This window comes from Bacillus sp. SRB_331, from assembly GCF_003264175.1.
Taxonomy (GTDB): Bacteria; Bacillota; Bacilli; order Bacillales; family Bacillaceae_G; genus Bacillus_A; species Bacillus_A mycoides.
Genome location: NZ_NADV01000011.1, coordinates 190,061 through 216,744, shown reverse-complemented (window position 1 = coordinate 216,744; position 26,684 = coordinate 190,061). Strand labels below are relative to the sequence as shown.

General features: G+C 36.6%; 29 protein-coding genes. 8 read left to right on the top strand and 21 right to left on the bottom strand.

Annotation, left to right across the window (positions count from 1 at the left end):
- Positions 1 to 52: 52 nt before the first annotated feature.
- Both citZ and B5P42_RS09740 read right to left on the bottom strand, forming a co-directional pair.
- On the bottom strand, positions 53 to 1,168 hold the full coding sequence (gene citZ, locus B5P42_RS09750; RefSeq protein WP_012261808.1) for a citrate synthase: 1,116 nt from the start codon (positions 1,166 to 1,168) through the stop codon (positions 53 to 55).
- Positions 1,169 to 1,587: 419 nt separating this feature from the next.
- Positions 1,588 to 2,049 (bottom strand): DUF441 domain-containing protein, encoded by a 462-nt coding sequence (locus B5P42_RS09740; RefSeq protein WP_000625507.1) that lies wholly within the window; start codon positions 2,047 to 2,049, stop codon positions 1,588 to 1,590.
- Positions 2,050 to 2,612: 563 nt separating this feature from the next.
- On the opposite strand from B5P42_RS09740, the gene ytvI reads away from it, so the two are divergent.
- Positions 2,613 to 3,731 (top strand): sporulation integral membrane protein YtvI, encoded by a 1,119-nt coding sequence (ytvI, locus tag B5P42_RS09735; RefSeq protein WP_113734122.1) that lies wholly within the window; start codon positions 2,613 to 2,615, stop codon positions 3,729 to 3,731.
- 475 nt (positions 3,732 to 4,206) lie between these two features.
- On the opposite strand, the gene B5P42_RS09730 is transcribed toward ytvI, so the two are convergent.
- From B5P42_RS09730 to dnaE, 8 genes are all read right to left on the bottom strand, one after another.
- Entirely contained in the window at positions 4,207 to 4,596 is a 390-nt protein-coding gene (locus tag B5P42_RS09730) for an FxsA family protein (protein ID WP_002088939.1), read from the bottom strand.
- A gap of 231 nt (positions 4,597 to 4,827) precedes the next feature.
- Positions 4,828 to 6,585 carry a pyruvate kinase gene (gene pyk / locus B5P42_RS09725; RefSeq protein WP_002015497.1) on the bottom strand — a complete coding sequence of 586 codons (1,758 nt, stop codon included), beginning with the start codon at positions 6,583 to 6,585 and terminating at the stop codon, positions 4,828 to 4,830.
- A 53-nt stretch (positions 6,586 to 6,638) separates the two neighbouring features.
- Positions 6,639 to 7,598 carry a 6-phosphofructokinase gene (pfkA, locus tag B5P42_RS09720; RefSeq protein ID WP_002034288.1) on the bottom strand — a complete coding sequence of 320 codons (960 nt, stop codon included), beginning with the start codon at positions 7,596 to 7,598 and terminating at the stop codon, positions 6,639 to 6,641.
- A 128-nt stretch (positions 7,599 to 7,726) separates the two neighbouring features.
- Positions 7,727 to 8,701 (bottom strand): acetyl-CoA carboxylase carboxyl transferase subunit alpha, encoded by a 975-nt coding sequence (gene accA, locus B5P42_RS09715; protein WP_000818787.1) that lies wholly within the window; start codon positions 8,699 to 8,701, stop codon positions 7,727 to 7,729.
- A complete protein-coding gene (gene accD / locus B5P42_RS09710; RefSeq protein ID WP_002015500.1) occupies positions 8,689 to 9,558 on the bottom strand; it encodes an acetyl-CoA carboxylase, carboxyltransferase subunit beta in 870 nt (289 codons plus the stop codon). The genes accA and accD overlap by 13 nt, the downstream gene beginning before the upstream one ends.
- A 185-nt stretch (positions 9,559 to 9,743) precedes the next feature.
- Complete coding sequence (locus B5P42_RS09705; RefSeq protein ID WP_113734121.1) at positions 9,744 to 10,388, bottom strand: FadR/GntR family transcriptional regulator; 645 nt, start codon at positions 10,386 to 10,388, stop codon at positions 9,744 to 9,746.
- 14 nt (positions 10,389 to 10,402) lie between these two features.
- Entirely contained in the window at positions 10,403 to 11,611 is a 1,209-nt protein-coding gene (ystJ, locus tag B5P42_RS09700; RefSeq protein WP_161793975.1) for an NADP-dependent malic enzyme, read from the bottom strand.
- Between the two features lie 133 nt (positions 11,612 to 11,744).
- Positions 11,745 to 15,077 carry a DNA polymerase III subunit alpha gene (dnaE, locus tag B5P42_RS09695; protein WP_113734120.1) on the bottom strand — a complete coding sequence of 1,111 codons (3,333 nt, stop codon included), beginning with the start codon at positions 15,075 to 15,077 and terminating at the stop codon, positions 11,745 to 11,747.
- Positions 15,078 to 15,119: 42 nt separating this feature from the next.
- Between dnaE and B5P42_RS09690 the strand changes: the two genes are divergently transcribed.
- Together B5P42_RS09690 and ytrI are read left to right on the top strand one after the other, a co-directional pair.
- Positions 15,120 to 15,533: a YtrH family sporulation protein gene (locus tag B5P42_RS09690; protein WP_002015507.1), complete on the top strand. Its 414-nt coding sequence runs from the start codon at positions 15,120 to 15,122 to the stop codon at positions 15,531 to 15,533.
- Entirely contained in the window at positions 15,530 to 16,033 is a 504-nt protein-coding gene (gene ytrI / locus B5P42_RS09685; protein WP_002088948.1) for a sporulation membrane protein YtrI, read from the top strand. Before B5P42_RS09690 ends, ytrI begins: the two co-directional genes overlap by 4 nt.
- Positions 16,034 to 16,085: 52 nt before the next feature.
- On the opposite strand, the gene B5P42_RS09680 is transcribed toward ytrI, so the two are convergent.
- Positions 16,086 to 17,018 carry a DHH family phosphoesterase gene (locus tag B5P42_RS09680; RefSeq protein ID WP_002160252.1) on the bottom strand — a complete coding sequence of 311 codons (933 nt, stop codon included), beginning with the start codon at positions 17,016 to 17,018 and terminating at the stop codon, positions 16,086 to 16,088.
- Between the two features lie 315 nt (positions 17,019 to 17,333).
- Between B5P42_RS09680 and B5P42_RS09670 the strand changes: the two genes are divergently transcribed.
- A complete protein-coding gene (locus B5P42_RS09670; RefSeq protein WP_002088950.1) occupies positions 17,334 to 17,639 on the top strand; it encodes a YtpI family protein in 306 nt (101 codons plus the stop codon).
- Between the two features lie 7 nt (positions 17,640 to 17,646).
- Here the strand turns inward: B5P42_RS09670 and B5P42_RS09665 are convergent, their stop codons facing one another.
- Complete coding sequence (locus tag B5P42_RS09665) at positions 17,647 to 17,910, bottom strand: DUF3949 domain-containing protein (RefSeq protein ID WP_002034294.1); 264 nt, start codon at positions 17,908 to 17,910, stop codon at positions 17,647 to 17,649.
- A gap of 363 nt (positions 17,911 to 18,273) precedes the next feature.
- A complete protein-coding gene (locus B5P42_RS09660; protein WP_060752088.1) occupies positions 18,274 to 19,587 on the bottom strand; it encodes a CBS domain-containing protein in 1,314 nt (437 codons plus the stop codon).
- 244 nt (positions 19,588 to 19,831) lie between these two features.
- Here B5P42_RS09660 and B5P42_RS31950 point away from each other — a divergent pair, with 244 nt between their 5' ends.
- Positions 19,832 to 19,993 carry a hypothetical protein gene (locus B5P42_RS31950; protein ID WP_165497901.1) on the top strand — a complete coding sequence of 54 codons (162 nt, stop codon included), beginning with the start codon at positions 19,832 to 19,834 and terminating at the stop codon, positions 19,991 to 19,993.
- A gap of 40 nt (positions 19,994 to 20,033) precedes the next feature.
- Here the strand turns inward: B5P42_RS31950 and B5P42_RS09655 are convergent, their stop codons facing one another.
- A complete protein-coding gene (locus tag B5P42_RS09655; RefSeq protein ID WP_060752094.1) occupies positions 20,034 to 20,717 on the bottom strand; it encodes a metal-dependent hydrolase in 684 nt (227 codons plus the stop codon).
- A 149-nt stretch (positions 20,718 to 20,866) separates the two neighbouring features.
- Between B5P42_RS09655 and pepQ the strand changes: the two genes are divergently transcribed.
- The gene (gene pepQ / locus B5P42_RS09650; protein ID WP_113734119.1) at positions 20,867 to 21,964 is read left to right on the top strand and encodes a Xaa-Pro dipeptidase; all 1,098 of its coding nucleotides are present in this window, start codon (positions 20,867 to 20,869) and stop codon (positions 21,962 to 21,964) included.
- 45 nt (positions 21,965 to 22,009) lie between these two features.
- Here the strand turns inward: pepQ and B5P42_RS09645 are convergent, their stop codons facing one another.
- The 7 genes from B5P42_RS09645 to B5P42_RS09615 all read right to left on the bottom strand — a co-directional run bounded on the left by B5P42_RS09645 (position 22,010) and on the right by B5P42_RS09615 (position 25,846).
- Positions 22,010 to 22,216 (bottom strand): hypothetical protein, encoded by a 207-nt coding sequence (locus B5P42_RS09645; protein ID WP_113734118.1) that lies wholly within the window; start codon positions 22,214 to 22,216, stop codon positions 22,010 to 22,012.
- A gap of 63 nt (positions 22,217 to 22,279) precedes the next feature.
- A complete protein-coding gene (locus tag B5P42_RS09640; RefSeq protein WP_113734117.1) occupies positions 22,280 to 23,293 on the bottom strand; it encodes an anti sigma factor C-terminal domain-containing protein in 1,014 nt (337 codons plus the stop codon).
- Positions 23,274 to 23,783 (bottom strand): RNA polymerase sigma factor, encoded by a 510-nt coding sequence (locus B5P42_RS09635; RefSeq protein WP_002067489.1) that lies wholly within the window; start codon positions 23,781 to 23,783, stop codon positions 23,274 to 23,276. Before B5P42_RS09635 ends, B5P42_RS09640 begins: the two co-directional genes overlap by 20 nt.
- Positions 23,784 to 23,907: 124 nt before the next feature.
- The gene (locus tag B5P42_RS09630; protein WP_113734116.1) at positions 23,908 to 24,252 is read right to left on the bottom strand and encodes a DUF6176 family protein; all 345 of its coding nucleotides are present in this window, start codon (positions 24,250 to 24,252) and stop codon (positions 23,908 to 23,910) included.
- Positions 24,253 to 24,255: 3 nt separating this feature from the next.
- Entirely contained in the window at positions 24,256 to 25,050 is a 795-nt protein-coding gene (locus B5P42_RS09625) for a GNAT family N-acetyltransferase (RefSeq protein ID WP_113734115.1), read from the bottom strand.
- A complete protein-coding gene (locus tag B5P42_RS09620; protein WP_002129379.1) occupies positions 25,047 to 25,379 on the bottom strand; it encodes a cupin domain-containing protein in 333 nt (110 codons plus the stop codon). Before B5P42_RS09620 ends, B5P42_RS09625 begins: the two co-directional genes overlap by 4 nt.
- 44 nt (positions 25,380 to 25,423) lie before the next feature.
- Positions 25,424 to 25,846, bottom strand: coding sequence for a hypothetical protein (locus tag B5P42_RS09615; protein ID WP_113734114.1), 423 nt, complete (start codon positions 25,844 to 25,846; stop codon positions 25,424 to 25,426).
- Positions 25,847 to 25,978: 132 nt separating this feature from the next.
- Between B5P42_RS09615 and B5P42_RS09610 the strand changes: the two genes are divergently transcribed.
- Together B5P42_RS09610 and B5P42_RS09605 are read left to right on the top strand one after the other, a co-directional pair.
- Positions 25,979 to 26,248: a helix-turn-helix transcriptional regulator gene (locus B5P42_RS09610; RefSeq protein ID WP_113734113.1), complete on the top strand. Its 270-nt coding sequence runs from the start codon at positions 25,979 to 25,981 to the stop codon at positions 26,246 to 26,248.
- Entirely contained in the window at positions 26,238 to 26,663 is a 426-nt protein-coding gene (locus B5P42_RS09605) for a hypothetical protein (protein WP_113734112.1), read from the top strand. Before B5P42_RS09610 ends, B5P42_RS09605 begins: the two co-directional genes overlap by 11 nt.
- Positions 26,664 to 26,684: the final 21 nt, after the last annotated feature.

The following is a 26,684-nucleotide window of genomic DNA, read 5'->3' as shown; positions in this document are numbered from 1 at the left end:
AAAAATCAGACTTTTGAAAGCGTATTTTCACTATCAAAATAGTGTTTTTCGCTTATCGTTGCGCTAGCGGAACGTACACTTGATGTGTCGGTCCATCATAATCAGCACGCGGACGGATTAAACGGTTGTTTTCATATTGTTCTAGAATATGAGCTAACCAGCCTGACATACGGCTAATTGCAAAGATAGGTGTAAATAAGTCATGGTCAATTCCTAAACAATGGTATACAGAAGCTGAATAGAAATCAACATTTGGTGGAAGACCTTTTTCTTTTGTTACAATGTCTTCAATTTTGATAGACATATTATACCATTTGTCTTCTCCTAAAAGCACGCATAATCTCTTAGACATTTCGCGTAAGTGTTTCGCGCGTGGATCACCATGCTCATATACGCGATGACCAAATCCCATAATTTTCACTTTATTTTGAAGAGCATTATGAATATATGATTCTACATTTTCTTCTTCGCCAATTTCAGTTAACATCTTCATTACATTTTCATTTGCCCCGCCGTGAAGAGGACCTTTTAATGCACCGATTGCTGCTGTAATACCAGAATACACATCTGAAAGTGTAGCTACGCAAACACGTGCAGTAAATGTAGAAGCGTTTAACTCATGATCAGCATGAAGTACAAGTGCCTTATCAAAAGCCTCAATTTCAACTTCATTTGGCTCACGATCATTTAACATGTACAAGAAGTTTGCAGCTAATGATAGATCTTTTCTTGGCTCAACAACATCTAAACCTTTGCGAATTCTTGCATAAGCCGCAATTAAAGTTCCGACTTGAGCCTGTAATTTAACCGCTTTCAAATAATTAGACTTTCCATCCATTATTTCAGCGCTCTCATCATATAATGATAGCATGGAAATCGCAGTTCGTAAAACCGACATCGGGTGCGCGATTTTTAAATCTACTTGTTTCAAATATGTTAAAACCTCACCTGGTACCTTATAGTATTCAGATACTGTTCCACTAAATTCCGCTAGTTCTTTTTCGTTAGGAAGCTTGCGGTGCCATAATAAGTACACTACTTCTTCGAACGTAGCATTCTCAGCTAAATCATCAATATTATACCCAACATAAGTTAATGTATCATCAATAATAGAGCTCACAGATGATGTTGTTGCTACTACCCCTTCTAAACCTCGAATAACAGTCATGACATTCTCTCCTTTTCCTGAAAATTCTCCCAACCTTGCTCCTTATATCTATTTGCTCCCCTTATAAATTATGAACGCTCGTTCACTCTTTAGGCAAGCAAAATGCACGTTCATGCAAATTTATTGCGATGTTCCCCTCTTATTGTCCATTGCTTACATGGAAAGCATGAGCGTGAATGTCTCCCCGAATCCTCACGCTCAGAACAACAAGTTAGTGAGGAAAATGAATTCCGAAGAGTTTATGATAAAAACAACATAAAACAATATCATTATAAAATTGTTTTATGTTGTTTTTATTTTATCTGGTGTAAAGTCTCTGCTGTTATGTAACTTTTCAAAGTTTCTAATCCTATTATAAACAATTATCTGACTTTTGTGAACAGAAAGAATTCAAAAATTTTATATTACTATAAAATTCCTTATTTAAACATCTGTATAATACTCATAACTGCATAGGCAATTCCAGCCCCAATTAATGGACCTACAGCGACTCCATTAAATAAAGCTACAGCTATAATTGTCCCAAAAACAAGTGCGGTTGTAATATGTGGGTCCGTCGTCAATAATTGTACGCCGCCTTTCGCTAACAAAGCGACCGCCACACCTGAGGCTAAAGCAATCCATGCATAATACGATTTCGCTGCTTCTCCGAGTTGTTTAAAGCCTATTTCCCCTGTCGCAATCGGTACGAGCACTGCTATTGTAATGACTGTTACACCAAGGTTAATCCCTTTCGTTTGTAGATAAGGAAAGACTTTATCTCCTAAAAACGTAAATTTCAATAAGAATAACACTCCAATAGCTACAGTAAGCGATTGGTTTTTAGCAATAAGTCCTATAATAAGTAGTATGAATAAAAATAACGTTGACTGACTAATCATGTTTGCACTTCCTTTCTGAAAATAATGAACTCGCTTCCAAACAAAAATACCTTTAAACCTATCGTTATACATGCTATATCGATGTATATGCAACAATAACCACTTCATTTTTTTCATATTTTAAAATGACAAACTGAAACTCTAACCATCAAAAATTTAAGCATGTATACATTTTTAAAAACGGTCGTCTCTCCTTTCTTTTCTATTAAGAAACAGGTAAAATAAAAAGAAGAGAAAATGAAGTTTTTACCATATAGTAGAAGCATCAACACCAAGCTTTTCCGGTCACTCATATATTGAAAAAGCAGGAAAAATCCATCATTCCACTATAACATAAAGTGAAACTTTGATCAGTGGGGCACTTTCCACTGATTATTAGTTGAACCAATCGGGCATTTACGGGCAGTTTATCTCCATCTAACTCCTTTGATCCAGCTGCACTTCGGGTAGGAGATTTACTGCCCGCAAATAGCGGGGTAAAGTGAAACTTTGATCAGTGAATCTCACTAGTTATAAGTTGAACGAATTAGGATAATCCAAATTGGAATGGGAGGTATACATCTTTGAACCGAAACTTACTATATATGATATTACGACTCATGTTTGTCATTGTAGCAACGGTAGTTGGGTTCTATGCATTGCTGTACATGTCAGGCCTTATCTACCCTTTTATTATCGCTTTTGCATTCGCTTATTTGATTAATCCTGTCGTCAATTTCCTTAATCAAAAACTACAATTCCCTCGCGCATTAGCGGTACTCGTTAGCTTAATTCTCGTATTCGGAGCTATCGTTGGACTTGTTACATACCTTGTAACTGAAGCAATATCTGCCACAACGTACTTACTACAAATTGTTACAGTTAAGTTTCCAGATATCGTTGCATTCGTCCAACAATTTGCACTTAATCATATTATGCCTCTCTATGATGATTTAATCTCTAAATTTAATCATCTCGGAGAACCACAGCGATACACTATTACACAAAACATTCAAAACTTAGGCACCGAAGCAACGACACAAATGAAAGAACTTTTAACCGCCATTATAAGTGGGTTAACAAATTTCATTAGTGCATTACCAACAACTTTAACTGTCCTTGTCTTCGTCTTATTAGCCACCTTCTTCATTAGTTACGATTGGCACCGTCTTGCTCATAAAGTAAGAAAACTTCTACCTAATCGTTTGCATGGATACGGAAAAACTATTTTTGTCGATTTAAGAAAAGCTTTGTTTGGTTTTGTTAAAGCGCAACTTACACTCGTATCTATGACAACTATCATTGTACTAATCGGCCTTTTAATATTACGCGTGCCATACGCAATTACTATCGCGATTATTACAGGGGTTGTAGATTTACTCCCGTATTTAGGAACTGGAGCCGTCTTCGTTCCTTGGGTTATATACGTATTTTTCACAGGCGATACTGCATTCGCCATCGGTCTTCTCATCCTATACATCGTCGTGATTGTCCAAAGACAAATCATGGAGCCAAAAGTACTTTCATCTAATATTGGACTAGATCCATTAGCGACACTCATCGCTCTATTTGTCGGCTTTAAGCTCTTTGGTTTTTTAGGATTAATCATCGGTCCAGTCATATTAGTACTACTTAATACATTACACAAAGCTCATGTATTCCACGACTTATGGAAATTCATTAAGGGTTCACCATCAAAATAATATTTCCTAATTCATACACAATAAAAAATCAACTGTAATCAGTGGGAATTTCCCACTGATTATTCACTGTACTTTTTTGTACTACCTACATCTATAAGAGAATTTCCTAAAAAAGGATAATCCTCTTATTTTTTTGCATAAAAACGCATATTTTAGGACGAAAATACATTTTTATTCTATATACTTTATAATTATTACTTACATTTATTGCTTTTTATGTAAATGAATAAATATACAAAGCAAGGCAGATGAACCCTTTAATCAGTAATTTTTCTTTTCCTGTCTAACTTCTGCTCACTAGTCGAATCTTACTACAAGCAAAAAACATCATCCTAACGTAACACTTTTCATTCACAAGAACCCTCTGCATCCTATCGTTTAATAACTAACAAAAATCCAACCCGATCAGGAAGCTAACAATTGACTATAAGTGGCAAATAAAAAAAATAACGCGTAGATCGCTATAATCTACGCGTTATTTCTGAACAATAATAGTAGTTCTCTTTCTAAATTTCCAATCAATCCACTTCATAACAGCCGGCTTCAATAAAGCCCTCGTTATAGGAACAACAAAGATAAAACCTATTATATCCGTCACATATCCAGGCAGTACTAAAAGAATACCTCCTACGAATATAAAAATACCATCTAGAACCGCATCACCCGGCATTTCTCCTCTATTTAGCCTAAATTGAATCTCTCTAAGTACTTTAAACCCTTGTCGTTTCGCCAAATATACACCCACAATACCCGTAAATACAATCATAGCGAACGTAGACCATAAACCTATTACATGACTCGACCCTATTAACACCGTAATCTCAATCGCCGGCACTAAAATAAGTAAGAACAGTAACCACTTCATAGCTCACACTCCTTCATATTTCATTTAAAAGGTTTGAAAGTATCACCCTTACAAAACCCTTTATAAGCTCCTTAAAACGCTCATACAAGCTTCACAAAGGACAAATAACCCTCTCCCACTAAACATTATAATAAACGTTTTTCAAAGCGATTTCAGGTATTTAAAGCTATCTCTATCTTTTTTGTGTAAAAAAAAAGAGAAGGACTCCGATCCTTCTCTCCGTATTACTTCTTATAGCACTTCCGCATGTCCATTATAAACAATTCCGCGTGCTGCATCAACTGTTACTTCTTGGCCATTTTTTAAAGTTGTTGTTACGCCGTTTACACCAACGATAACAGGAATACCGATTGATACACCTACAACAGCTGCATGGCTTGTTAGACCGCCTTCTTCTACAACTAGAGCAGCAGCTTTTTCAATTGCAGGAATCATATCTTTATCTGTGCTTGTTGTAACAAGGATATCACCTTTGTTTACGTTCGCTACAGCTTCAGCAGCTGTTTTCGCTACAACTACTTTACCTTTTGCAGATTTACGACCGATTCCTTGCCCTTTAGCAACTTTTTCACCAACAACGTGGATTTTCATTAAGTTTGTTGTACCAGTTTCAGCAACTGGAACACCAGCAGTGATTACTACAGTATCTCCAAGTCCGATTAGACCCGCATCCATACCTGTTTGAATTGCTGTATCTAACATTTCGTCAGTAGAAGCTGCACGTTTCTCAGACATAAATGCTTGAACACCCCAAACAAGTGCAAGACGACGTCCTACTTGCTCGTCAGATGTTACAGCTACGATTGGAGATTTCGGACGGTATTTAGAGATCATTTTCGCAGTATGTCCACTTTCTGTTGGAGCTACGATTGCAGCTACATCAAGAGCAAGTGCTGTGTGCGCAACAGATTGGCTAATTGCATCTGTAATTGTTGGTGTGAACTCTTTAATACGTTTTTTGAACATATCTTCATATTGTAATGATTTTTCAACACGTACCGCAATGTTAGCCATCATTGTTACAGCTTCTACAGGGTATTGACCCGCAGCAGTTTCACCTGAAAGCATGATTGCATCTGTTCCATCGAAGATTGCGTTTGCTACGTCACTTGCTTCCGCACGAGTTGGACGTGGGTTACGTTGCATAGAATCTAACATTTGTGTTGCAGTAATAACTGGTTTGCCTAATACGTTACATTTTTTGATTAGACGTTTTTGTACTAATGGTACTTCTTCTGGTGGAATTTCTACACCCATATCACCACGAGCAACCATTAAACCGTCAGAAACTTCTAAGATTGAATCGATGTTGTCGATACCTTCTTGGTTTTCGATTTTTGGTACGATTTGGATGTATTGAGCGTTATGCCCTTCTAATAATTCACGAATTTCTAATACATCAGATGCTTTACGTACGAAAGATGCTGCGATAAAATCAACTTTTTGCTCGATACCGAAAACGATATCTTGCACGTCTTTTTCAGTGATACCTGGAAGCTTAATGCTTACGTTTGGTACGTTAACACCTTTTTTATTTTTTACAGTTCCGCTGTTTAATACTTTTGTACGGATGTTTCCGTCAGCTTTCTCGATTACTTCTAGTTCGATAAGACCGTCATCGATTAGAATACGAGAGCCTGGATCAACATCATCATAAAGGCCAGCATAAGATACAGAGAACTTCTCTGCAGTTCCTAATACTTGTTCAGTAGAAAGAATTACTTCTGCACCTGTTACAAGCTCAGCTTGTCCGTCTACGAAGTCATGTGTACGGATTTCTGGACCTTTTGTATCAAGTAAGATACCAACTGTTTTACCAGTTTTCTTTGAAGCTTCACGAATATTTTTAATACGAGCTCCATGCTCTTCATGGCTACCATGAGAGAAGTTTAAACGAGCAACGTTCATACCCGCTTCCATTAATTGCTCTAATTTCTCAATACTTTCACTAGCAGGACCTATAGTACATACAATTTTAGTTTTACGCATATTGCACCTCCGAAAATTATGAAACCGTTCCCAAATACAAGGCATTAAGCCGATTAGATAGATAATTCTTTAGATAATTGATACATATCTTTATCGATTGTATGCTTTTGAGCTAACGCTTCGATAATGTCATGATCAACAAGTTTATTATTTTGAATACCAACACAACGTCCGCCATTACCAGCAATTAATAATTCAACTGCTCTTGCGCCAAGACGACTAGCTAATACACGGTCTTGTGCACTTGGTGATCCACCACGTTGTACGTGACCTAATACAGTTACACGAGTATCAAAGCTTGTTGCTTCTTCAATGTGCTTACCGATGTCAATTGCACTTCCAACACCTTCAGCTACAACGATAATACTGTGCTTTTTACCACGTTCACTACCGCGTTTCAGACGAGCGATAACATCTTCCATGTCATACTTTTCTTCTGGAATTAAGATAGTTTCTGCACCATCAGCTAAACCAGCCCATAATGCGATATCTCCAGCGTGACGTCCCATTACTTCGATAACATATGTACGTTCATGAGATGTAGCTGTATCACGGATTTTATCAATTGCATCAATAACAGTGTTTAAAGCTGTATCAAAACCAATTGTGAAGTCTGTTCCAGGGATATCATTGTCGATTGTACCTGGTACACCTACACATGGGAATCCTTGCTCAGTTAATTTTTTTGCGCCTTGGTACGAACCATCTCCACCAATAACGACAAGTCCTTCAATACCATGTTTCTTTAATTGCTCGATTCCTTTTAGTCGTACTTCTGGGTCTTTAAACTCAGGACATCTTGCTGTATATAATTTTGTACCACCACGGTGGATAATATCGCCAACAGAACCAAGTTCTAATTTTTCAATATGACCAGAAATTAAACCAGCGTATCCATGGTAAATACCATATACTTCAATATCATGGAAAATCGCTTTACGAACAACTGCACGAATGGCAGCATTCATACCAGGTGAATCTCCACCACTTGTTAATACACCAATACGTTTCATTTGTACTCACCTCATAAAGATTATTTGCCTTATAATAAAATAACACGAAAAAATACAAAAACACAATGGAGAAGATGTGTCTTTTCATAATAAAAACGTGCATTCGCGAAGAGGAACGCACGCTTTTCTTATTTTATCCCAATGGAAGCGTTTGAAAACGAAACTTGCCCAATTTTCATATATTTTTCATAACGTTTTTCGATTAATTCATCTTTCGAAATTCCGCTTAATTGTTCAAAAGTTTTCTTAAGCATTAAATCTATATTTTCTGATTGTTTCAAAACATTACGATGTGCTCCGCCTTTTGCCTCTGGAATAATTTCGTCAATTACACCTAATTCTTTCAAATCTAATGCTGTAATTTTCATCGCTTCTGCAGCTTCTTTTGCTTTACCAGCATCTTTCCAAAGAATCGCCGCCGCACCCTCTGGTGTAATAACAGAATAAGTGGAATTTTCCAGCATATGAATGTAATCTCCTACTCCAAGACCTAACGCACCACCGCTACCACCTTCACCGATAACGATACAAATAACAGGTACAGTTAAACCCGCCATTTCAAATAAATTACGGGCAATTGCCTCACTTTGTCCACGTTCTTCAGCTGCTTTACCAGGATAAGCTCCCTTCGTATCGATGAAACAAATAATGGGACGATTAAACTTTTCCGCTTGTTTCATTAGACGCAGTGCTTTTCGATATCCTTCTGGATGAGGCATCCCAAAATTACGACGAATATTTTCTTTCGTATCTTTTCCGCGTTGGTGCCCAATTACAGTTACGGGCATCCCCTTATATTTCGCAATGCCGCCGACAATCGCTGCATCGTCGCCAAATAGGCGATCTCCATGACATTCAAAAAAATTAGTAAATAAGTGCTCAATATAATCGAGCGTTGTCGGTCGTTCTGCATGACGAGCAATTTGAACACGGTCCCATACTTTCATATTGCCGTATATATCTTCCTCTAGTTTTTCTAGCTTGTCTTCCAAAATACGAATCTCCTCACTGAAGTCCATCTGGCTGTTTTTCGTATAGTCTTTCAGTTCACGAATCTTATTTCTTAGCTCAACAACTGGTTTTTCAAATTCTAGCTCTGCCATACAGCCATTTCCCCCCCTTGATGAACTTCTAAAATCTTACGGAGTGATTCTCTCATATCATCACGATGCACCACCGCATCTAATTGACCGTGCTCTAGTAAAAATTCTGCCGTTTGGAAATCTTCCGGTAGTTTCTCACGCACTGTTTGTTCAATTACGCGTCTACCAGCAAATCCGATAAGTGCACCTGGCTCTGCAAGATTGTAATCACCAAGTGAAGCGAAACTCGCTGAAACCCCGCCCGTCGTTGGGTGAGTCATAACAGAAATAAATAACCCTCCTGCATTACTATGCTTTTTCAAAGCTACGCTTGTTTTTGCCATTTGCATTAAACTTAATATCCCTTCTTGCATACGAGCACCACCCGAAGCAGTAAAGATAATAAATGGAACTTGTAAGTCGTATGCCTTTTCAACCGCACGGGCAATTTTCTCTCCTACAACAGAGCCCATGCTGCCCATTCGAAAACGAGAATCCATTACTGCAACAACAACAAGCATGTCATCAATTGTTCCTTCACCAGTTACAACCGCTTCATTCAATTTAGTCTTCTTACGATCGTTTTCTAGTTTCTCTTCATATCCCGGAAACTCAAGTGGATTTAGTGAAACCATCTCTTTGTCATACTCACGAAATGAACCTTCGTCCAATATACTATCAAGGCGTTCCCATGCATTCATCGGATGATGATATCCACAATTCACGCATACTTTTAAATTTTTAAGAAGCTCTTTCGTATACATGATTTTTTTACATTTCGGACATTTTGTCATAACGCCATCTGGTACATCTTTTCGTACTTGTTCTGAAGGTATTGCAGCGTACTTTTTCTTTTTCACGAATAAATCTCTTAGCACAATTTGACCCCCTTCATTGAGAGCTAAGGTTAGCGTAAGAAGAAAATGGGGCTAACACCAATGTTTGATGTTAGCCTTATCTTCTCAATCTGTCTAATAACCTCTCTCTTTACGTTTAACTTTAACCGCTATGCGGTAGAATGTTTGTCATAACGTGTCATGGTCATTTCGACAAATTTTATACATTACGAGTGAAACTGTATATTCTCTACTAATTCATCGTAAATTTTTAACGCATCATTTTCTTGTTTCGCTTCCAAAGTAGCATAAAGCTTTCTATACATTTCGATAGAATCTCCTGAAACTTCACAAGAAAGAGTTGCAACGTAATCATTTACGATCATCCAAATGCGATAGAGTAAATAATTATCGAATTGTTCAATAAGTGTTTTAAAGAACGTTTGATGAAGCACCGGAATTGAGCTTTCGTTTTCTTCAAGCACTTGGTGTAATTTACTTAGTACTTCAGAAAACGTTTCTTTCGGTAAATTACATACAAGTCGAATCATATCTTTCTCAAGCAATCGTTTTGTTTGTAATAAATCACGAATTGTTTTCTCATCTTGCAGCAAGAACGGAGCAATTAATTGTACAAGACCGTTATCGTAAAAGTTTCGAATAAACGTTCCCTCACCACGTCTCGTTTCAATTAATCCTACCAGTTCTAACGCACGTAATGCTTCTCTTACAGAGGAACGTCCAACATTTAAGCGTGAACTTAACTCACGCTCAGATGGCAAACGATCCCCTGCTACTAAACAATCCTCTTCCATAATGGAACGGATTTTTTTTACAATTTCGAGATATACTTTTGTATTTGATGATGTCAATGGAAATTCCTCGCTTATTCTTTACCAATCAGCGCTAATTGTTTTGTTTTCTCAGCGACTTCATTTGGATCTACTTGACGGCGAGCTACTCCTGTCTCCATTGCTGCTTTCGCAACGTAAGCCGCTACTTGAGGCGCTACACGCGCGTCAAATGGTGCTGGAATGATATGATCTGCATTCAACTCATCCTCTGATACAAGCTCTGCAATGGCCTGTACAGCTGCCATCTTCATTTCTTCATTAATTTGTGTCGCATGTACATCAAGTGCACCGCGGAAAATCCCTGGGAACGCTAGTACATTATTTACTTGGTTCGGGAAGTCAGAACGACCTGTTCCAACAACAGCTGCGCCCGCTGCTTTTGCCAATTCTGGCATAATTTCTGGAACCGGATTCGCCATTGCAAAAATAATTGCATCGTCATTCATTGTACGAACCATCTCTTCAGTTAATGCACCTGCTGCAGATACACCAATGAATACGTCCGCACCTTGTAAAACGTCAGCTAAAGAACCTTCTATACGACTCTTATTTGTATATTTTGCAACTTCATCTTTCACCGGATTCATACCGACAGGACGACCTTCATAGATTGCACCTTTACGGTCACACATAATAACGTCACGTACACCATAGCGATATAAAAGTTTAATGATTGCAATACCTGCTGCACCTGCACCATTTGCGACAACTTTAATGTCAGACATTTTCTTTCCAACTAACTTCAGCGCGTTCACAAGGCCTGCTACTGTTACGATAGCTGTTCCGTGTTGATCATCATGGAATATTGGAATGTTTGTTTCTTTTTTCAAACGTTCTTCAATAACGAAGCAGTTTGGCGCTGCGATATCTTCTAAGTTTACACCGCCAAAAGTTGGCTCCATTAATTTTACAGTTTCAACAATTTTATCTACATCGTTTGTATTTAAGGCAATCGGGAATGCATCTACACCAGCAAAGCTCTTGAATAATACAGCTTTACCTTCCATTACTGGAAGAGATGCTTCAGGTCCAATGTTACCAAGACCAAGTACAGCCGTTCCATCTGTCACAACTGCTACCATATTTCCCTTCATTGTATATTCATATACCTTACTTTTATCGTCATAAATTTCTTTACAAGGCTCTGCAACCCCTGGAGAATATGCAAGACTTAAATCTTTTGCATTTTCTACTTTTACTTTTGATACAGTTTCTAATTTTCCTTGATGCACTTTATGCATGTGAAGTGCTTCTTCACGAAGTGTTGACAAACTATCCACTCTCCTCAAATTATGCTTGCTGATATCAATTTCTCCAAGTGGTCTGACCACGAACACTACTACTATAATAATCGAAGTGTAGGGAAATTGTCCATTATATTTTCACAACGACATTTTCGTCACCGACAATTTCACGAAGTGCTCCTAGACATTCTTCACTTGGATGAATCGATAAACTTCGAGATAATTGTACCATTTTATGTTCCTTTTCATAATAAATTAGTACTTTCGTAAAACCTGAATAATCAAACAATATTTTCGTAACTTGATTTACAAGCTTTTTTTCATATTGAGACGGCAATTTCACGTAAACAGATGCTTCTTTCATTCCTTCATAAACATCCATTTCTTCTAGCGGATATAGTCCATTCACGATCCATTGCAACTTATGATTTCTTTGCTCGATCGTACCATCAACTAAAACGATTGCACCTTCTTGTAACCTGTCCGAAAAATGTATATACGTTTCTGGAAAAATAACGGCTTCCATTTCATCATTTTGATCACAGAATGTAATAAACGCCATCTTTTGCAACTTTTTCGTACGAATAACTTTCACACTTGTTATATATACGATCGCTCTTTGTACTTTTTTCTTATGTCGCATCGCCTGAGCAAGAGATGGAATTTCTAATTCTTTTCCTAGTTCCGCATACTGCGCTGTCGGATAGCTAGATAAATAAAAACCGAGTGCTTCCTTCTCTTTATTTAACTGTTCAATAAAGGATAGCTCTTCTCCTTGTACGTATTTTGATTTCGGAACAGCATCCCCTAAATCAAAATCACGTGCAAGATTTGCATACTCCAACGCTCCTTTAAGACTTCTCCATAACGTCGTCCTCGAAACACCAAAACCGTCAAAACAACCAGACCAGACAAACGCTTCTAAATTTCGCTCTGTTACAAATTTTGATGGCATACGAAGACAAAACTCAAATAAATCTTCGAACATTTTTTCCTCTCGTTCTTCGAGTAATGCCGTCACGGTAGCCATTCCGATATTCCGAATCGAAAGTAAACTATATCGAATCGCATTTCCTTCTATTTGGAAGTTGTAACCACTTCTCTGAAGAGACGGCGGTAAAACGTGAAAACCTTTCCGCTTCGTTTCTCGTACATACTGCACAATCTTATCTTCATTTCCAATTGCACTTGATAATAACGCAGTCATAAATTCCAGCGTATAATTTGCTTTTAAATATGCAAGCTGATATCCGATCATACTGTAAGCTACAGCGTGACTTCGGTTAAAACCGTAATTCGCAAATCTTACAATTAAATCATAAATTTGTTCTGAAGATGTCTCATCGTATCCGTTTTCCAAACACCCTTGAACAAAATGCTTACGTTCTTGATCTAAAATATCACGATTTTTTTTACTCACTGCACGGCGCAGCAAATCTGCTTCTCCAAGCGAAAATCCAGCTAACTTCGATGCGATTTGCATAATTTGTTCTTGGTATACAATTACGCCGTATGTTCTTTCTAAAATCGGCTTTAAATCCGGATGTAAATATTCAATTCGTCTTTTCCCATGCTTCGATTCAATAAAGGTTGGAATTTGTTCCATCGGTCCTGGTCTGTATAACGAGTTAACAGCGACTATGTCTTCAAATTCATTCGGTTTTAACCCACGAAGTACATTTCGCATACCACCTGATTCAAGCTGGAATACACCTGTTGTATCCCCTCTTCCTAACAATTGAAACGTCTTTTCATCTTGCAGAGGTAAATTTCTTATATCAATTTGTTTCCCAGTTTTTTCAACAATAAATTTTATAATATTTTCAAGTAACGTTAAATTACGTAAGCCTAAAAAGTCCATCTTGAGCAATCCAAGTTCTTCTAATGCATCAGCTGGATATTGCGTAACATAAACATCGTTATGCCCTTCTTGAATCGCTACACTTCCCGTTAACGGTTCTTGGCTCATAATAACGCCAGCTGCATGAATAGACGTATGACGCGGTAATCCCTCTACACGTTTTGCAATTTCAAACACACGCTCATGTAACAGATTCCCTTGTATAAACTCACGGAGCGATTGCGATTCCTCATATGCATCTCTTAACGTTATACCAAGCTTTGATGGGATAAGTTTTGAAAATATGTCAATATCTCTTGGCAGGAGCCCCATTACACGAGCAATGTCTCTAATTGCGGCTTTCGCTGCAAGAGTTCCGAACGTTACAATTTGAGCAACACGAAGCTGACCATATTTATCTTTCACATATCGAATCATCTCATCACGTCTTATATCTGGAAAATCAATATCAATATCTGGAAGTGTCACACGTTCAGGGTTTAAAAACCTTTCAAATAATAATTCATATTCAATCGGATCAATATCTGTAATTTCCAATACGTAAGAAACGAGTGAACCAGCTGCCGATCCACGGCCTGGCCCAGTTAAAATATGATTTTCATGTGCATATTTCATAAAGTCCCATACGATGAGGAAATAATCGCTAAATCCCATACGAGAAATAACATTTAATTCATGATCCAAACGTCCTATATGCACTTCTTTCGGCGTACCATAGCGTTTCTGCAAGCCTTCTTCACAAACACGGCGCAAATACGTATCATTCGTCTCGTTAGATGGAACAGGAAATTTCGGTAATTGATTTACATGGAAAGGAATTTCTACTTGGCAACGTTCCGCGATTGTTATTGTATTTTGAACCGCTTCCTCAGCATGAGAAAATAGTGCTCCCATTTCATCCGATGACTTTAAATAATACTGATCCGTTTTCATTCTCGGTCTATCTGGATCAGTCATTTTCGTTCCGCCTTCAACAGATAATAAACATTCATGAACAAGTGCGTCACTTTGATTAATATAGCGAACATCATTTGTTGCAACGACTGGAACGTTTACCTTATTAATAAATTCAGGCAGTTTTTCTTGTAAAAGCAGTTCATCTTGAATTGCATGATGCTGCAAACTTATATAAAAATTGCTGAACATATTTTGATACGTATGAGCTACTTCTTCAGCCTGACTCTCTTTGTCTTCTAATAATAGCTGTTCAATCTCTCCGTCTTTCCCTGGTGAAATTGCAATTAACCCTTTCGCATAATGAGCAAGCCACTTCTTCGGGATACCTTCTTTTGACTTCGTCATAATGCTGCTAGAGATCTTTAATAAATTTTGATAGCCTATTTCATTCTCAGCAAGTAAGACGAGTGGATAAGACCTTTCTTCTTCTTCACTAAAAATAGAAGCTGTTAAGCCGATAATAGGCTGTATACCATTTTTCTTGCATGCTTTATAAAACGGAATAACTCCATACATAACATTTTCATCTGTAATGGCCAGCGATGAAAATCCAAGCTCTTTCGCCCGAATGACAAGCTCATCAATTTTACAAGCACTTTTTAATAAACTAAAAACGGTTTGACATTGTAAATGCACAAACTTCACTGTTGTACCCTCTCTTTACCTATGTGACTACTTTTATTATAGGTGATGAGGAAAGCGGAAATCAAAACATACTTCTCATACTTTGTCCATATATATGAAGAAGAAAGGGGAATGACCATGGATGTAAGAGAACATACTTTTTTCTCTCTGCTTATTATTAGTTATTTTATTGCCTTTGGAGTTATACTTGGTGGTTCATTAATTGGCGGATTTGGTGCATTTCTCATCGGAAAACCAACTCTAACTTATATTAATCAATTCGCCCAAAATTTAAGAATTTGGGCACTCGTTGCAGCAATTGGCGGAACGTTCGATACCTTTTATAGCTTTGAAAGAAGCTTCTTTGGCGGAGATATGAAAGATATCGTAAAACAAATTCTCCTTATTTTTTTTGCAACTGGCGGTATGCAAACTGGTCTTATTATTATTAAATGGCTTACACAGGAACATGTATGAGAGTACCCAGTGCCAATACAGCCAAAAGGTGGTATTTAGTTTTAGCTGGCGCTGCTGTTGGAGGAGTATTGAGCTGGTTTGTTTTTTTGTACATATACGGTGTTTTTCAAGAAGAACAAACTAGTAAAATAGCAGAACAAAAAGAAATTATCGAAAAACAAGAAGCAAAACTCCACGTCCTTCTCGAAGACCAAGAGAAATTGAACACAGAAAATAAACGGCTCTTAACAATTCAAGAAATCAAAATAAAAATTATAAATCGAAAAAAATATGATTTAGACAATCTTACACTTGAAAACATGACCACTTCTATCCATAATGATCTCCAGCATCTTTTAACGAAAAACATTCAAAGCATCGCAAAAAATAAAGACCTGCTCAAAAAAGTCATCGAAAATAAAACGTACAAACATTACGATCGTATATACCGCTTTAAAGTAGACACAGTCTCTTTTGATACCGTACTTGAAATTAGTATTGATATAGAGAAAGAAAAATAAAAAAAGGAGGGCTTCAGCGCCTCTCCTTCTCTTTCATTCAACATACAACTTCTTATTTACACAGCTCACGTAAATCAGCAAACAGGCGATCTGCTTCTTCCCAAGAAGATGCTTTTGCACCAGAAGCCATCGGATGTCCTCCGCCATTATATTGCATTGCTAACTTATTAATAACTGGTCCTTTTGAACGAAGACGAACACGAATAACATCATCTTCCTCTAAAAATAGAACCCATGCCTTTAATCCATCAATATTACCAAGTGCTCCGACAACACCAGATGCTTCAGTAGAAAGTACATCAAACTCTTCTAGTACCTCTTTCGTTAATTTAATGTACGCTGCACCTTCTTCTACCATCGTAAAGTTTTGTAAAATATAACCGTTTAAACGAGCAATTTTTTCTTTCGTTTTATACATTTCATTGTATAAATCTGTGAATTTCACATCCATGTCAACGAGCTCACTTACGTAACGAAGTGTTTTCGCTGTTGTATTTGGGAATAAGAAACGACCTGTATCTCCAACAATACCCGCTAAAATAAGGCGAGCTGCTTCCTTTGAAATCGTTAATCCTTTATCTTTTCCATAACTGTAAAATTCATAAATCATTTCACTTGTAGAACTTGCTGTCGTATCCACCCATGTAATATCTCCGTACGGGTCTTCATTCGGATGATGATCAATTTTAATTAACATCTTTCCTTTTGCATAACGCTGATCACAAACACGCTCTTGGTTCGCTGTATCACAAACGATAACAAGTGCATCTTCATATACACTATCTTCAATATCATCCATTACTCGTAAAAACGATAAAGAAGGCTCGTTGTACCCAACCATATAAATATTTTTCTCTGGAAACGATTCTTGCAGAATTGTACCAAGTCCGCACTGAGAACCTAACGCATCCGGATCCGGACGTACATGACGATGAATAATAATTGTATCAAACTCTTTAATTGCTCCTAAAATTTGCTCATGCATATGTATAATCTCCTTTTTATTCAACTTCTTCATTTTATCCCGCATTAACGTGTAGTAAGACTCCCACCTCAAAAGTATTAAAAACAATGGGGCAAAATTAATTTGGAGCCTGGATGCACGTAAAAGCCCGATTGGTGAGGGCTAATAATTAGCACGTGGGATCTCCCCACACTAATTAAAGTTTCACTTTATCCCCCATTATAACGGAAAACATTTCATACATGCGAACAATTGCTTTATAATAAAAGTTAGAAAGTTTAGATTTTTCTTTTTTCTAAATTGTTATTTTTATACCAATCGATGGGAGCGTGTATTATGCCAGTATTCGTCTTTTGTATTATCATCTCATTTGTGTTGTACCTCTTCTATAAAACAAAATTCTTTCGTACAAACCGTCCAATGGAGAAAGGTTGGCTCTCTGGAAAATCCGCAATGGCACTCGGCTTATTCGTCCTATTCTTTGGGATAAACCAATTCTTTTTAGAACTTTCAACTGCACGCATTATCGTTGGTGTTTTGTTTATTTTACTTGGCAGCGCGAGTACATTTAATGGATTCCGCCAATATAAACACTTTCTACCATTAGCAGTCAAAGAAGCCGAATCTTATAAAACAACGTAAAAAAGCATCAACATTGTGATGCTTTTTTACGTCCCTTCACTTTCAAAATCATATATGCAACAAACGCAGATGGTATATTAAAGGGATTACCTTGCACGTGAAAATGTAATTGTTCTTCTCCAAAAGACATCTGTTTGTATAGTTCTTGCTGAGATAATCCTGTTCGTTTCTTTTTTTCATTTAATCCTTGTAAGTATAAGTATTGAATTGGTATCATCACAAGGAAATAAAAGAGTGCGATACCACCAAAAAAGAGTAATTCTGATGACATATTGCATCCCCCTTCCGACATCCATTATCTTACAATCTAATTATATCATAGTATACACTCTAAACAAATCAATATTCTGTTTTTTCTAATTATACAATCATCTCTCCTTATATATATTTCCCGCTAAAACTCTTCCACATCTTTAGCAACAGCTTCAAAACCCAATAAAGTGAAACTTTAATCAGTGGGGGTTTTGTCCATCCCCCACTGATTATTAGCCTTCACCAATCGGGCTTTTACGGGCAGTTATCTCCCACCTAACTTCCTCGCATTCGCCGAATTTTGAGGTGGGAGTCTTACTGCCCGTTAATGCGGGATAAAACAAAAAAGATGGAACAAACCAAAGCGATTTGTTCCATCTTTTTATTTATCGATCAATTGCACCATAAGTAACGCTTTCCCGACAACATTACCTTCATGATGCACTTCTACATCAATCTTACCAAATTTACGCCCAATTTCTAATACTTTCGGATGAACTGATACAACATTATCAATTTGAACTGGCTTAACGAAATAAATGGTTAAGTTTTCAACAATTAAATCGCTCTTCTTCTGCGCACGAATGACACGGTTTGTTGCTTCTGTCACAATTGTTGTGAATACACCGTAAGATAACGTCCCGATTGAATTCGTCATTTGTGGCGTCACTGAAAATTGATACAAATGCTCATTTTTAGCTTCTTTCGGCGTCATAAATTGGTTCGTTACAATATCATCAATTGTTTCCCCAACTTGCGGTTGACGTTGAATCATTTGCAACGCCTGAAGTACATCTTGGCGACTAATGATCCCTTGCAATTTATTCCCTTCTTCCACAACAGGAAGTAACTCAATACCTTCCCACACCATCATACGTGCTGCAGCTGCGACAGACATTTTTCCGTTCACCGTAATTGGATGCTTTGTCATCACTTTATCAATTGGTGTTTCTTTCACGACACCAATCATATCTTTTGAAGTTACAATACCTAACACCTTTTTATTTTCATCCACAATTGGATAACGTCCATGCATCGTCTCTTCATTGTACTCATGCCATTTCTGCACAGTATCACTTGGCTTTAAATATAACGTTTCTTCAATCGGTGTTAAAATATCTTCAACGAGTACAATTTCTTTCTTAATAAGTTGATCATAAATTGCACGGTTAATTAACGTTGCGACCGTAAATGTATCATAGCTACTCGAAATAATTGGAAGCTTTAATTCGTCTGCTAACTTTTTCACATGCTCTTCTGTATCAAATCCACCTGTAATTAATACAGCAGCCCCTGTTTCTAATGCTAATTGATGTGCATTCGTACGGTTCCCGATGATAAGCAAGTTCCCCGCTTCTGTATAGCGCATCATCGCTTCTAATTTCATAGCCCCGATTACGAATTTATTTAATGTTTTATGTAGTCCTTCTCTGCCCCCAAGCACTTGGCCATCGACAATGTTAACGACTTCTGCATATGTCAGTTTTTCGATATTCTCTTTCTTCTTTTGTTCAATTCGAATTGTTCCGACACGTTCAATTGTACTAACATATCCTTTATTTTCTGCGTCTTTAATTGCACGGTAAGCTGTCCCTTCACTTACACTCAAATCTTTCGCAATTTGCCTTACAGAAATTTTATGCCCTACCGGTAGGCTATTAATATGTTCTAAAATTTGATTATGCTTGGTAGCCAAATGGTTTCACCATACTTTCTTTTCCCTAAATTCTTCATGTGTTGTATTTTCAGTATACTATATTTTCAAAACTGTTACACTCTCTCTTTATATACCTGTACTATTTTTTTTATAACAAAATGCCCCTTACATTCCATTAGTCACTCTATTACAACAATGTAATGCTGTTGTCATCTCGTTCGATAGTTTGTCCACTCGATTCCATATACAATTAAGACAAGAAATGAAACAAAGGAGCGAATACATGATGAAAAAATTTTTAGAGGTTGTAGGTGCTGTATTTGTAGCTTTCGTAGATGGAAAAAAAGTTGCAATGGAGTTGAATGAAACACCCGAACAGCCACTTCCAAAAAGAAAAGAATCACCAAAACAAGCGCAAACTTTAAAAGCTTTACTACACACGTAAAAAACCCTTCACTTGTCATTTCAAATGAAGGGTTTCTTTTTTATAGTGTAATACTTTCTCCAGCTTCTAATACTTTCCCTGTACAATTTTGTAGCTTTTCTACAAATTGATATGGATCTTGTTCAATAACTGGGAACGTATTGTAATGCATCGGTACAACTGTTTTCGCACCTATCCATTTTGCTGCTAACACAGCATCTTCTGGCCCCATTGTGAAATTATCACCAATTGGTAAAAATGCTACATCAACATTATTAAGTTCTCCAATTAACTTCATATCAGAGAATAAAGCAGTATCTCCTGCATGATATACCGTTTTCTCTTCTGCTGTAAACAAAATACCAGCTGGCATACCTGTATATGTAATCGTCTTATTTTCTTCATCAATATAACTAGAGCCGTGGAATGCTTGGGTAAATTTCACTTTTCCGAAGTCAAATTCATGCGAACCTCCAATATGCATCGGATGTGTATTTACACCTTGCCAACCTAAAAATGTAGCTAATTCAAACGGTGCCACAACGACCGCATTATTTTTCTTCGCTAACGCTACTGTATCCCCGACATGATCACCGTGTCCGTGCGATAAAATAATCGCATCAACTTTTACATCTTCAGCTTTTAAATCTGTTTTCGGATTTCCCGTTAAAAATGGGTCAATTAAAATAACTTTTCCATTCGTTTCAATCTTTACAACTGAATGCCCGTGATAAGATACTTTCATCATTACATTCCTCCCCTATTCACATTCTCACTTTTTATTCTACATGATTTCTCAATTACCTGTCTTTTCTAACATCTATTTACTTGTCATAACGCTTTCGTCCGAGGTAAAGTTATATTTGTAATTAAATATCTCGGGGGTGCCAATCGATGAATGCTAGATTAGAAAATTTAATGCAATGGCTAAAAGAAAAAAACGTAGAAGCTGCGTTCTTAACTTCTACACCAAACGTTTTCTACATGACGAACTTCCATTGTGAACCACATGAAAGACTACTTGGTATGTTTGTATTCCAAGAAAAAGAACCTATTTTAGTTTGTCCTAAAATGGAAGAAGGCCAAGCGCGTAACGCTGGCTGGGCACATGAAATTATCGGATTTACTGATACGGACAAACCATGGGATATGATTGCAAAAGCAATTAAAGATCGTGGTATTGATGCAAATGCAGTTGCAATTGAAAAAGAACATTTAAACGTAGAGCGTTACGAAGAATTAACAAAATTGTTCCCAAATGCAGCTTTCAAATCAGCTGAAGAGAAAGTTCGCGAGCTTCGCTTAATTAAAGACGAAAAAGAACTTTCTATTTTACGTGAAGCAGCTAAAATGGCAGATTATGCTGTTGAAGTTGGTGTAAATGCAATTAAAGAAAATCGTAGCGAGCTAGAAGTATTAGCAATTATTGAGCATGAATTAAAAACAGAAGGCATCCATAAAATGTCATTCGATACGATGGTATTAGCAGGTGCAAACTCTGCTCTTCCACACGGCATTCCAGGTGCAAACAAAATGAAACGCGGCGATTTCGTACTATTTGATTTAGGTGTAATCATTGAAGGTTATTGCTCTGACATTACGCGTACAGTAGCATTTGGTGATATTTCTGAAGAGCAAACTCGCATTTACAACACTGTACTTGCTGGACAACTACAAGCAGTTGAAGCGTGTAAACCAGGCGTTACATTTGGTGCAATCGACAACGCTGCTCGCTCTGTCATCGCAGATGCAGGTTACGGAGACTTCTTCCCACACCGCCTTGGTCACGGACTTGGAATTAGCGTACACGAATATCCAGATGTAAAAGAAGGCAACGAGTCTCTATTAAGAGAAGGTATGGTCTTCACAATCGAACCGGGTATTTACGTACCAAACGTAGGCGGCGTTCGTATTGAAGATGATATTTACATCACAAAAGATGGATCAGAGATCTTAACGAAGTTCCCGAAAGAATTACAATTTGTGAAATAATAAAAAAGGTAGCGTGATCGCTACCTTTTTATTAAAGAAGGCCCTTTAAAAAGTGCCTTCTTCTATCTCACTAATATTTATTTGAAATTTCACGATCCAAACTGAGAAAAGGTGGACAAGAAACGCAAACGCCATACATGCTCCGCTTAAAAAAGTTAGTATAGGATGCGAATACACGTGCCCTAATCCATAGGATATCGCCACGAAAAACATTGTTATGTAAATATAAATTGCTCCATGTATTTGCCTCATATAAACCTCCTTTTCCCATATTATAACATAAATTTTCTGATTATTCATATTAATTAACTGTAATTAATATTTCTCCACTGTTACACCTCTAACAGCCGCTTTAATATATGGTACTCCTTGTAAACCTTGTAAATCCTCTGTTTTCCCTGTTACAACTACACCGTATATTGGTATGTCTTTTGGTTTCGTGTTTTTTATTTCTTTATAATATTGTTCAAAATAATCACTTGGTATACCTTCACTATTTTTTGCTAAATACTTCATTTGGTATAGAAATTCTTTTGAGTTTATTGTTATATCGTTTTTCATATCTTCTTTCCCTTTTGAATAACTTCCTTCAAATCCAAAAACATTTTTTGCCATTTCCGCATTTAATATCGCACCATCTTTAGGATCTTTTAACCCTACATAAAAATCGCTTTTCTTTTCATTATATGTATCTACCCAAAACCAAACTGGCTGTACACTTTTGGGAAGCATCTCAGTAATTTGTTCAGCTGTATACGATTTATCAAAAGATAAGGCTACTTCTGCAACTTTATTTTGCAAATTCTCAATATTTCCCAGATCATCCACATAATTTTTATAAGTAACGAAAGGTAAATAAAACCTCATTTCTCTTTGCATTGTTTGTACATTATAATCTGGTATGGTAACAGCCCCTCCCCCCCTTTTCTCCTCATCTAAACTAACAAGTTCACCATTGTAGTGCTTCATACTATAACCCCAGATACCTGATTCATATATATCATTTATCCATTTTACTGGTTGACCGGCTATATTTTTATAAGAGTTGTATATTACTGTACTTCCTGTCATACCGAGACTTAAATACATGCTTCCGCTGAAACGGATATTAGGGCCTTGAACCTTATGTAGTGCATTCATTTCTCTTTCCATTTTTCTAAACGTTTGCTGAGAAAAATACGCTGCTCCCAAAAACAAACTTACTATAACAATAATGGACGCACAAATAGAAATAAGCCAGTTTCGCCAAAGCTGCTTCCTCTTCGCTCTCTTCATCAAAGTCTTCATCTGCTTATCATCCATATTCAAATCAAAGTCCTTCCGACTCATCATTTCTCCTCCTATACAATTTTTTAAATTGATTTCTTGCACGGTACAAACTTGTTTTCACTGTTTCTTCTTTCATACTTAATAAAATGGCAATTTCCTTATAAGATAGTTCATATTCATATTTCAACAGTAAAATATGACGGTAATCCTCCGTCATCGTCTCCAGTATTTCTTGTACTTCTCCTTGCAGTTCACTTGTTAAAAGCACTTCATCTAATGACTTTTGACCAATAAGAACGACCGATTCAATCGCAATTGGATTTAGTCTTTTTTCTTTTCGGTGTAAATCTCGGTGCTGATTGATCGCAACTCTAAATAGCCACGGTGTTAAATGCTCTAACGGTATTTCCTCCATAAGCAATAAAGCCTTATACAACGTATCTTGCACAATATCTTCCGCTTCTTTTCTATCTGCTCCAATCTTAATTAAGTATCCAAACACAGCTTTTGATTTCTCTATTAATAATGTTTCAAACGTATCATGGCTCATTCTGCTCTCCTTTCTATATACTCAACGTTTGAGAGCGTAAAATGTATACAGCTTTTCTTTAAAATTTTTTTCAAAATAAAAAGCACATCTATTTTGATGTGCTTCTCTCCAACATACTATTCTATTATTTCATTACTTCCTTCACAACATCTTGAATCATAACAACTTCTGTTTCCAGATCAACAGACGGTGCTTCTTCATCAATACATTCATACCAAAACGCTAAGTGCTTTTTATCAATTTCATGATGAGAATTTCCGACAAGAGCCCCGCCTTCTCCTTGCACAGAATACCAATATAAGTACTCTTCTCCATCTCTTATTTCCCGGAAAATTGTCTCTACATACATCTTTTCGTCGTTTAATGTCAAAAGCACTTCTTTCATATTATCATTAAGAAGCTGCATCCATTCATCTACACGATGACTTTTACCTGGCTTGACTTTGAATCTTGTTAATTCTACGTTCATCTTTTATTCCCCCATTTTCTTGCGGACAAACAAAACATATTCTACTGGATTATGGAAGCTTAATTTACTAGCTAATTTTTGCGAGGGAATATTATCTACATTACAATCCCAGCATGGTGTAATATGATTTTGTATACACTGTTCAATGAAACGTGTTGCGACAGCTTGAGCTAACCCTTTCCCTTGATGTGCTTCATGTGTTGCAATATCAATTTCAGCAAAACCATTCCCTCTAAATATTGAGACGCATTCGGCTACAATCATCCCATCTTGTTCTATACAAAAACCAAAGCCGTTATTTAAAAACACTTCTTTTGATCCCCAATATTCTTTGTAATAATCCTCTGTAAATTCATTACTTCGTTCTATATCACTTTTATCAATACGTTTAATTTCATATGTATTTTTGTTTAATTCTATTCTTCTATCTTCAAAAACTTCTCTTTGAAATTGAAATGTCATTCGTGGGATGTTCCGAAATGCATTACTAAAACGCTCTTCTAACATCATTTCCCACTCGTCACTCGAAGTGAACAATGTAAATCTCTTCTCTGTTTTTTCAATAGCCATTTTTAAATACGCAAATAAATATTCGTTATAATTTTGATCATCCGTATCACCAAATAAATAATAGATACCATTAGCTGTACGAATTAGTCCTGCTGTTAATTTCTCGTTTGCAAAAACTTCACCATCTATCATTTGATCACATACCGCATGAGCAAAGGTTGTTGTCCTTATATGACCTTCTAAAATCGGAAGGATTTTTCTATACTGGGCTACAGATAATTTTTTCATAATTGCTCCACTTTAATCGTATCCGCCTCTATATTTTCAAAACAAAGATTTACCGTTCTCTTGAATGCTCTCGTTCTATGGATCGTGCATGCTGGAATTAAGATAGAATCATTTGGCTTTAAAACCGCCGTCTCTCCATCTTCAAAATCGATAAGTAGTTCTCCCTCTAGCACAATAAATAATTCATCCGAATTAGAATGATAGTGCCAATCATATTCACCAGTAAATACGGCGATTCGTAAGCAATGATTATTTACATTTGAAACGACGAAGTTTTTATGTTGTTCTTGAATGTCCTTTGTTAATTCTAATAAATTCACAGTTTCCATCTTTCGTCCCACCCTTTCATTAGTCGTTCTTCTGAAAAACTAATTTAGTCTCCACCACCTCCGCAATCTCCTCCACCATCACTTGAACTGCTACAATCGTTGCTACTGTAATCACCAAATCCGCTTGATGAGCTTGAATCGGATGAAGATTTTTTTCTTCTTTTTCTATCTTTTTTACTTTCATGACTAGGCCACACTTTATCAAATAATATAAAGAATAAGAATCCTTCTACCATAACAAGTGTAACGCCAAAAATACCTTCAATAACATTAGGGGTTATCCCAAAATTTTTAACCATCCCACATAAAAACACGCAAAAAATCACATACAAGAACATACAAATATACCGAAATGTTTTTTCTATCATAATGACTACTTTTTTTGAAAGAGGTATGTTCTCTTCCTGTTTTTTCTTTATATACTTTTGTCTTTTAACTTGCTTTTTCTTACTCTTTTTGCTCCCCATTGAATCCCCTCTATCGACTTTCATTTTTCATTTAATTCCAAATTATCACAAAAAAACAACATCATAACAAGCAATATTTCTCGTAAAGTTTCATTTACTTTTTGTAAAGTTTTATTTACTTTTTACCTAAAAATGGATATTATAAATGTAACAAATTTACAAAAAGGAGACTTTGTATATTTGATTAAAAATAAAGTAAAACAATTCCGCGTCGTTAGAGACATCACCCAAGAGCAATTAGCTTCCTCTGTTCAAATCACTAGACAATCCCTCATCGCTATCGAGAAGAATAAATACAACCCAAGTTTTGAATTAGCATTGAAATTATGTGAGTTTTTCGGCTGTAAAGTGGAGGATTTATTTCAATTAGATAAGACTGGGGAGGAAAAAAATGAAAAATAATTTTATCCAAGGGTTTACTTCGCATCTTACTATTTTAGTGTTAGGATCGGCCTTTCTTTATTTCAATAGTAGTGATGAAGAAAAGATTCGTTCTGTCCTTCTATTCGCTAGCGTATACATACTCTTAGCCTTGGTACTATTAGTAGTGAAACGAATATTCTTTAAGAAAAAAAAGAAAGATTCCGAGCAATACCCATTACCTGAGACAGATGAAAGAATTGAAAAAATGGGCTTAAAGCTTATGGCGCAAATTTTCGGTCTCTCTCATTTAATCGGCTCTGCGATACTATTTATTTTATATATTACTGACAAAAATTCGACGATACGAGTAGAGTATGCCCTGTATTACTTGTTTGGAATTCTTTTCTTCACAATGATGTTCGGCTTGAAAATTGTGAAGAAATTAGATAATTAGTTTAAACAAAAAGACCCTTCC

Excerpts from the sequence above, each read along its gene's own strand:
- citZ (WP_012261808.1), bottom strand. The coding sequence starts at position 1,168 with ATGACTGTTATTCGAGGTTTAGAAGGGGTAGTAGCAACAACATCATCT.
- B5P42_RS09740 (WP_000625507.1), bottom strand. The coding sequence starts at position 2,049 with ATGATTAGTCAGTCAACGTTATTTTTATTCATACTACTTATTATAGGA.
- B5P42_RS09730 (WP_002088939.1), bottom strand. The coding sequence starts at position 4,596 with ATGAAGTGGTTACTGTTCTTACTTATTTTAGTGCCGGCGATTGAGATT.
- pyk (WP_002015497.1), bottom strand. The coding sequence starts at position 6,585 with ATGCGTAAAACTAAAATTGTATGTACTATAGGTCCTGCTAGTGAAAGT.
- pfkA (WP_002034288.1), bottom strand. The coding sequence starts at position 7,598 with ATGAAACGTATTGGTGTATTAACAAGTGGTGGAGATTCACCTGGTATG.
- accA (WP_000818787.1), bottom strand. The coding sequence starts at position 8,701 with ATGGCAGAGCTAGAATTTGAAAAACCAGTTGTTGAGCTAAGAAATAAG.
- ystJ (WP_161793975.1), bottom strand. The coding sequence starts at position 11,611 with ATGCATAAAGTGCATCAAGGAAAATTAGAAACTGTATCAAAAGTAAAA.
- ytrI (WP_002088948.1), top strand. The coding sequence starts at position 15,530 with ATGAGAGTACCCAGTGCCAATACAGCCAAAAGGTGGTATTTAGTTTTA.
- B5P42_RS09680 (WP_002160252.1), bottom strand. The coding sequence starts at position 17,018 with ATGCATGAGCAAATTTTAGGAGCAATTAAAGAGTTTGATACAATTATT.
- B5P42_RS09670 (WP_002088950.1), top strand. The coding sequence starts at position 17,334 with ATGCCAGTATTCGTCTTTTGTATTATCATCTCATTTGTGTTGTACCTC.
- B5P42_RS09665 (WP_002034294.1), bottom strand. The coding sequence starts at position 17,910 with ATGTCATCAGAATTACTCTTTTTTGGTGGTATCGCACTCTTTTATTTC.
- B5P42_RS31950 (WP_165497901.1), top strand. The coding sequence starts at position 19,832 with ATGATGAAAAAATTTTTAGAGGTTGTAGGTGCTGTATTTGTAGCTTTC.
- B5P42_RS09655 (WP_060752094.1), bottom strand. The coding sequence starts at position 20,717 with ATGAAAGTATCTTATCACGGGCATTCAGTTGTAAAGATTGAAACGAAT.
- pepQ (WP_113734119.1), top strand. The coding sequence starts at position 20,867 with ATGAATGCTAGATTAGAAAATTTAATGCAATGGCTAAAAGAAAAAAAC.
- B5P42_RS09645 (WP_113734118.1), bottom strand. The coding sequence starts at position 22,216 with ATGAGGCAAATACATGGAGCAATTTATATTTACATAACAATGTTTTTC.
- B5P42_RS09640 (WP_113734117.1), bottom strand. The coding sequence starts at position 23,293 with ATGAGTCGGAAGGACTTTGATTTGAATATGGATGATAAGCAGATGAAG.
- B5P42_RS09635 (WP_002067489.1), bottom strand. The coding sequence starts at position 23,783 with ATGAGCCATGATACGTTTGAAACATTATTAATAGAGAAATCAAAAGCT.
- B5P42_RS09630 (WP_113734116.1), bottom strand. The coding sequence starts at position 24,252 with ATGAACGTAGAATTAACAAGATTCAAAGTCAAGCCAGGTAAAAGTCAT.
- B5P42_RS09625 (WP_113734115.1), bottom strand. The coding sequence starts at position 25,050 with ATGAAAAAATTATCTGTAGCCCAGTATAGAAAAATCCTTCCGATTTTA.
- B5P42_RS09620 (WP_002129379.1), bottom strand. The coding sequence starts at position 25,379 with ATGGAAACTGTGAATTTATTAGAATTAACAAAGGACATTCAAGAACAA.
- B5P42_RS09615 (WP_113734114.1), bottom strand. The coding sequence starts at position 25,846 with ATGGGGAGCAAAAAGAGTAAGAAAAAGCAAGTTAAAAGACAAAAGTAT.
- B5P42_RS09610 (WP_113734113.1), top strand. The coding sequence starts at position 25,979 with ATGGATATTATAAATGTAACAAATTTACAAAAAGGAGACTTTGTATAT.
- B5P42_RS09605 (WP_113734112.1), top strand. The coding sequence starts at position 26,238 with ATGAAAAATAATTTTATCCAAGGGTTTACTTCGCATCTTACTATTTTA.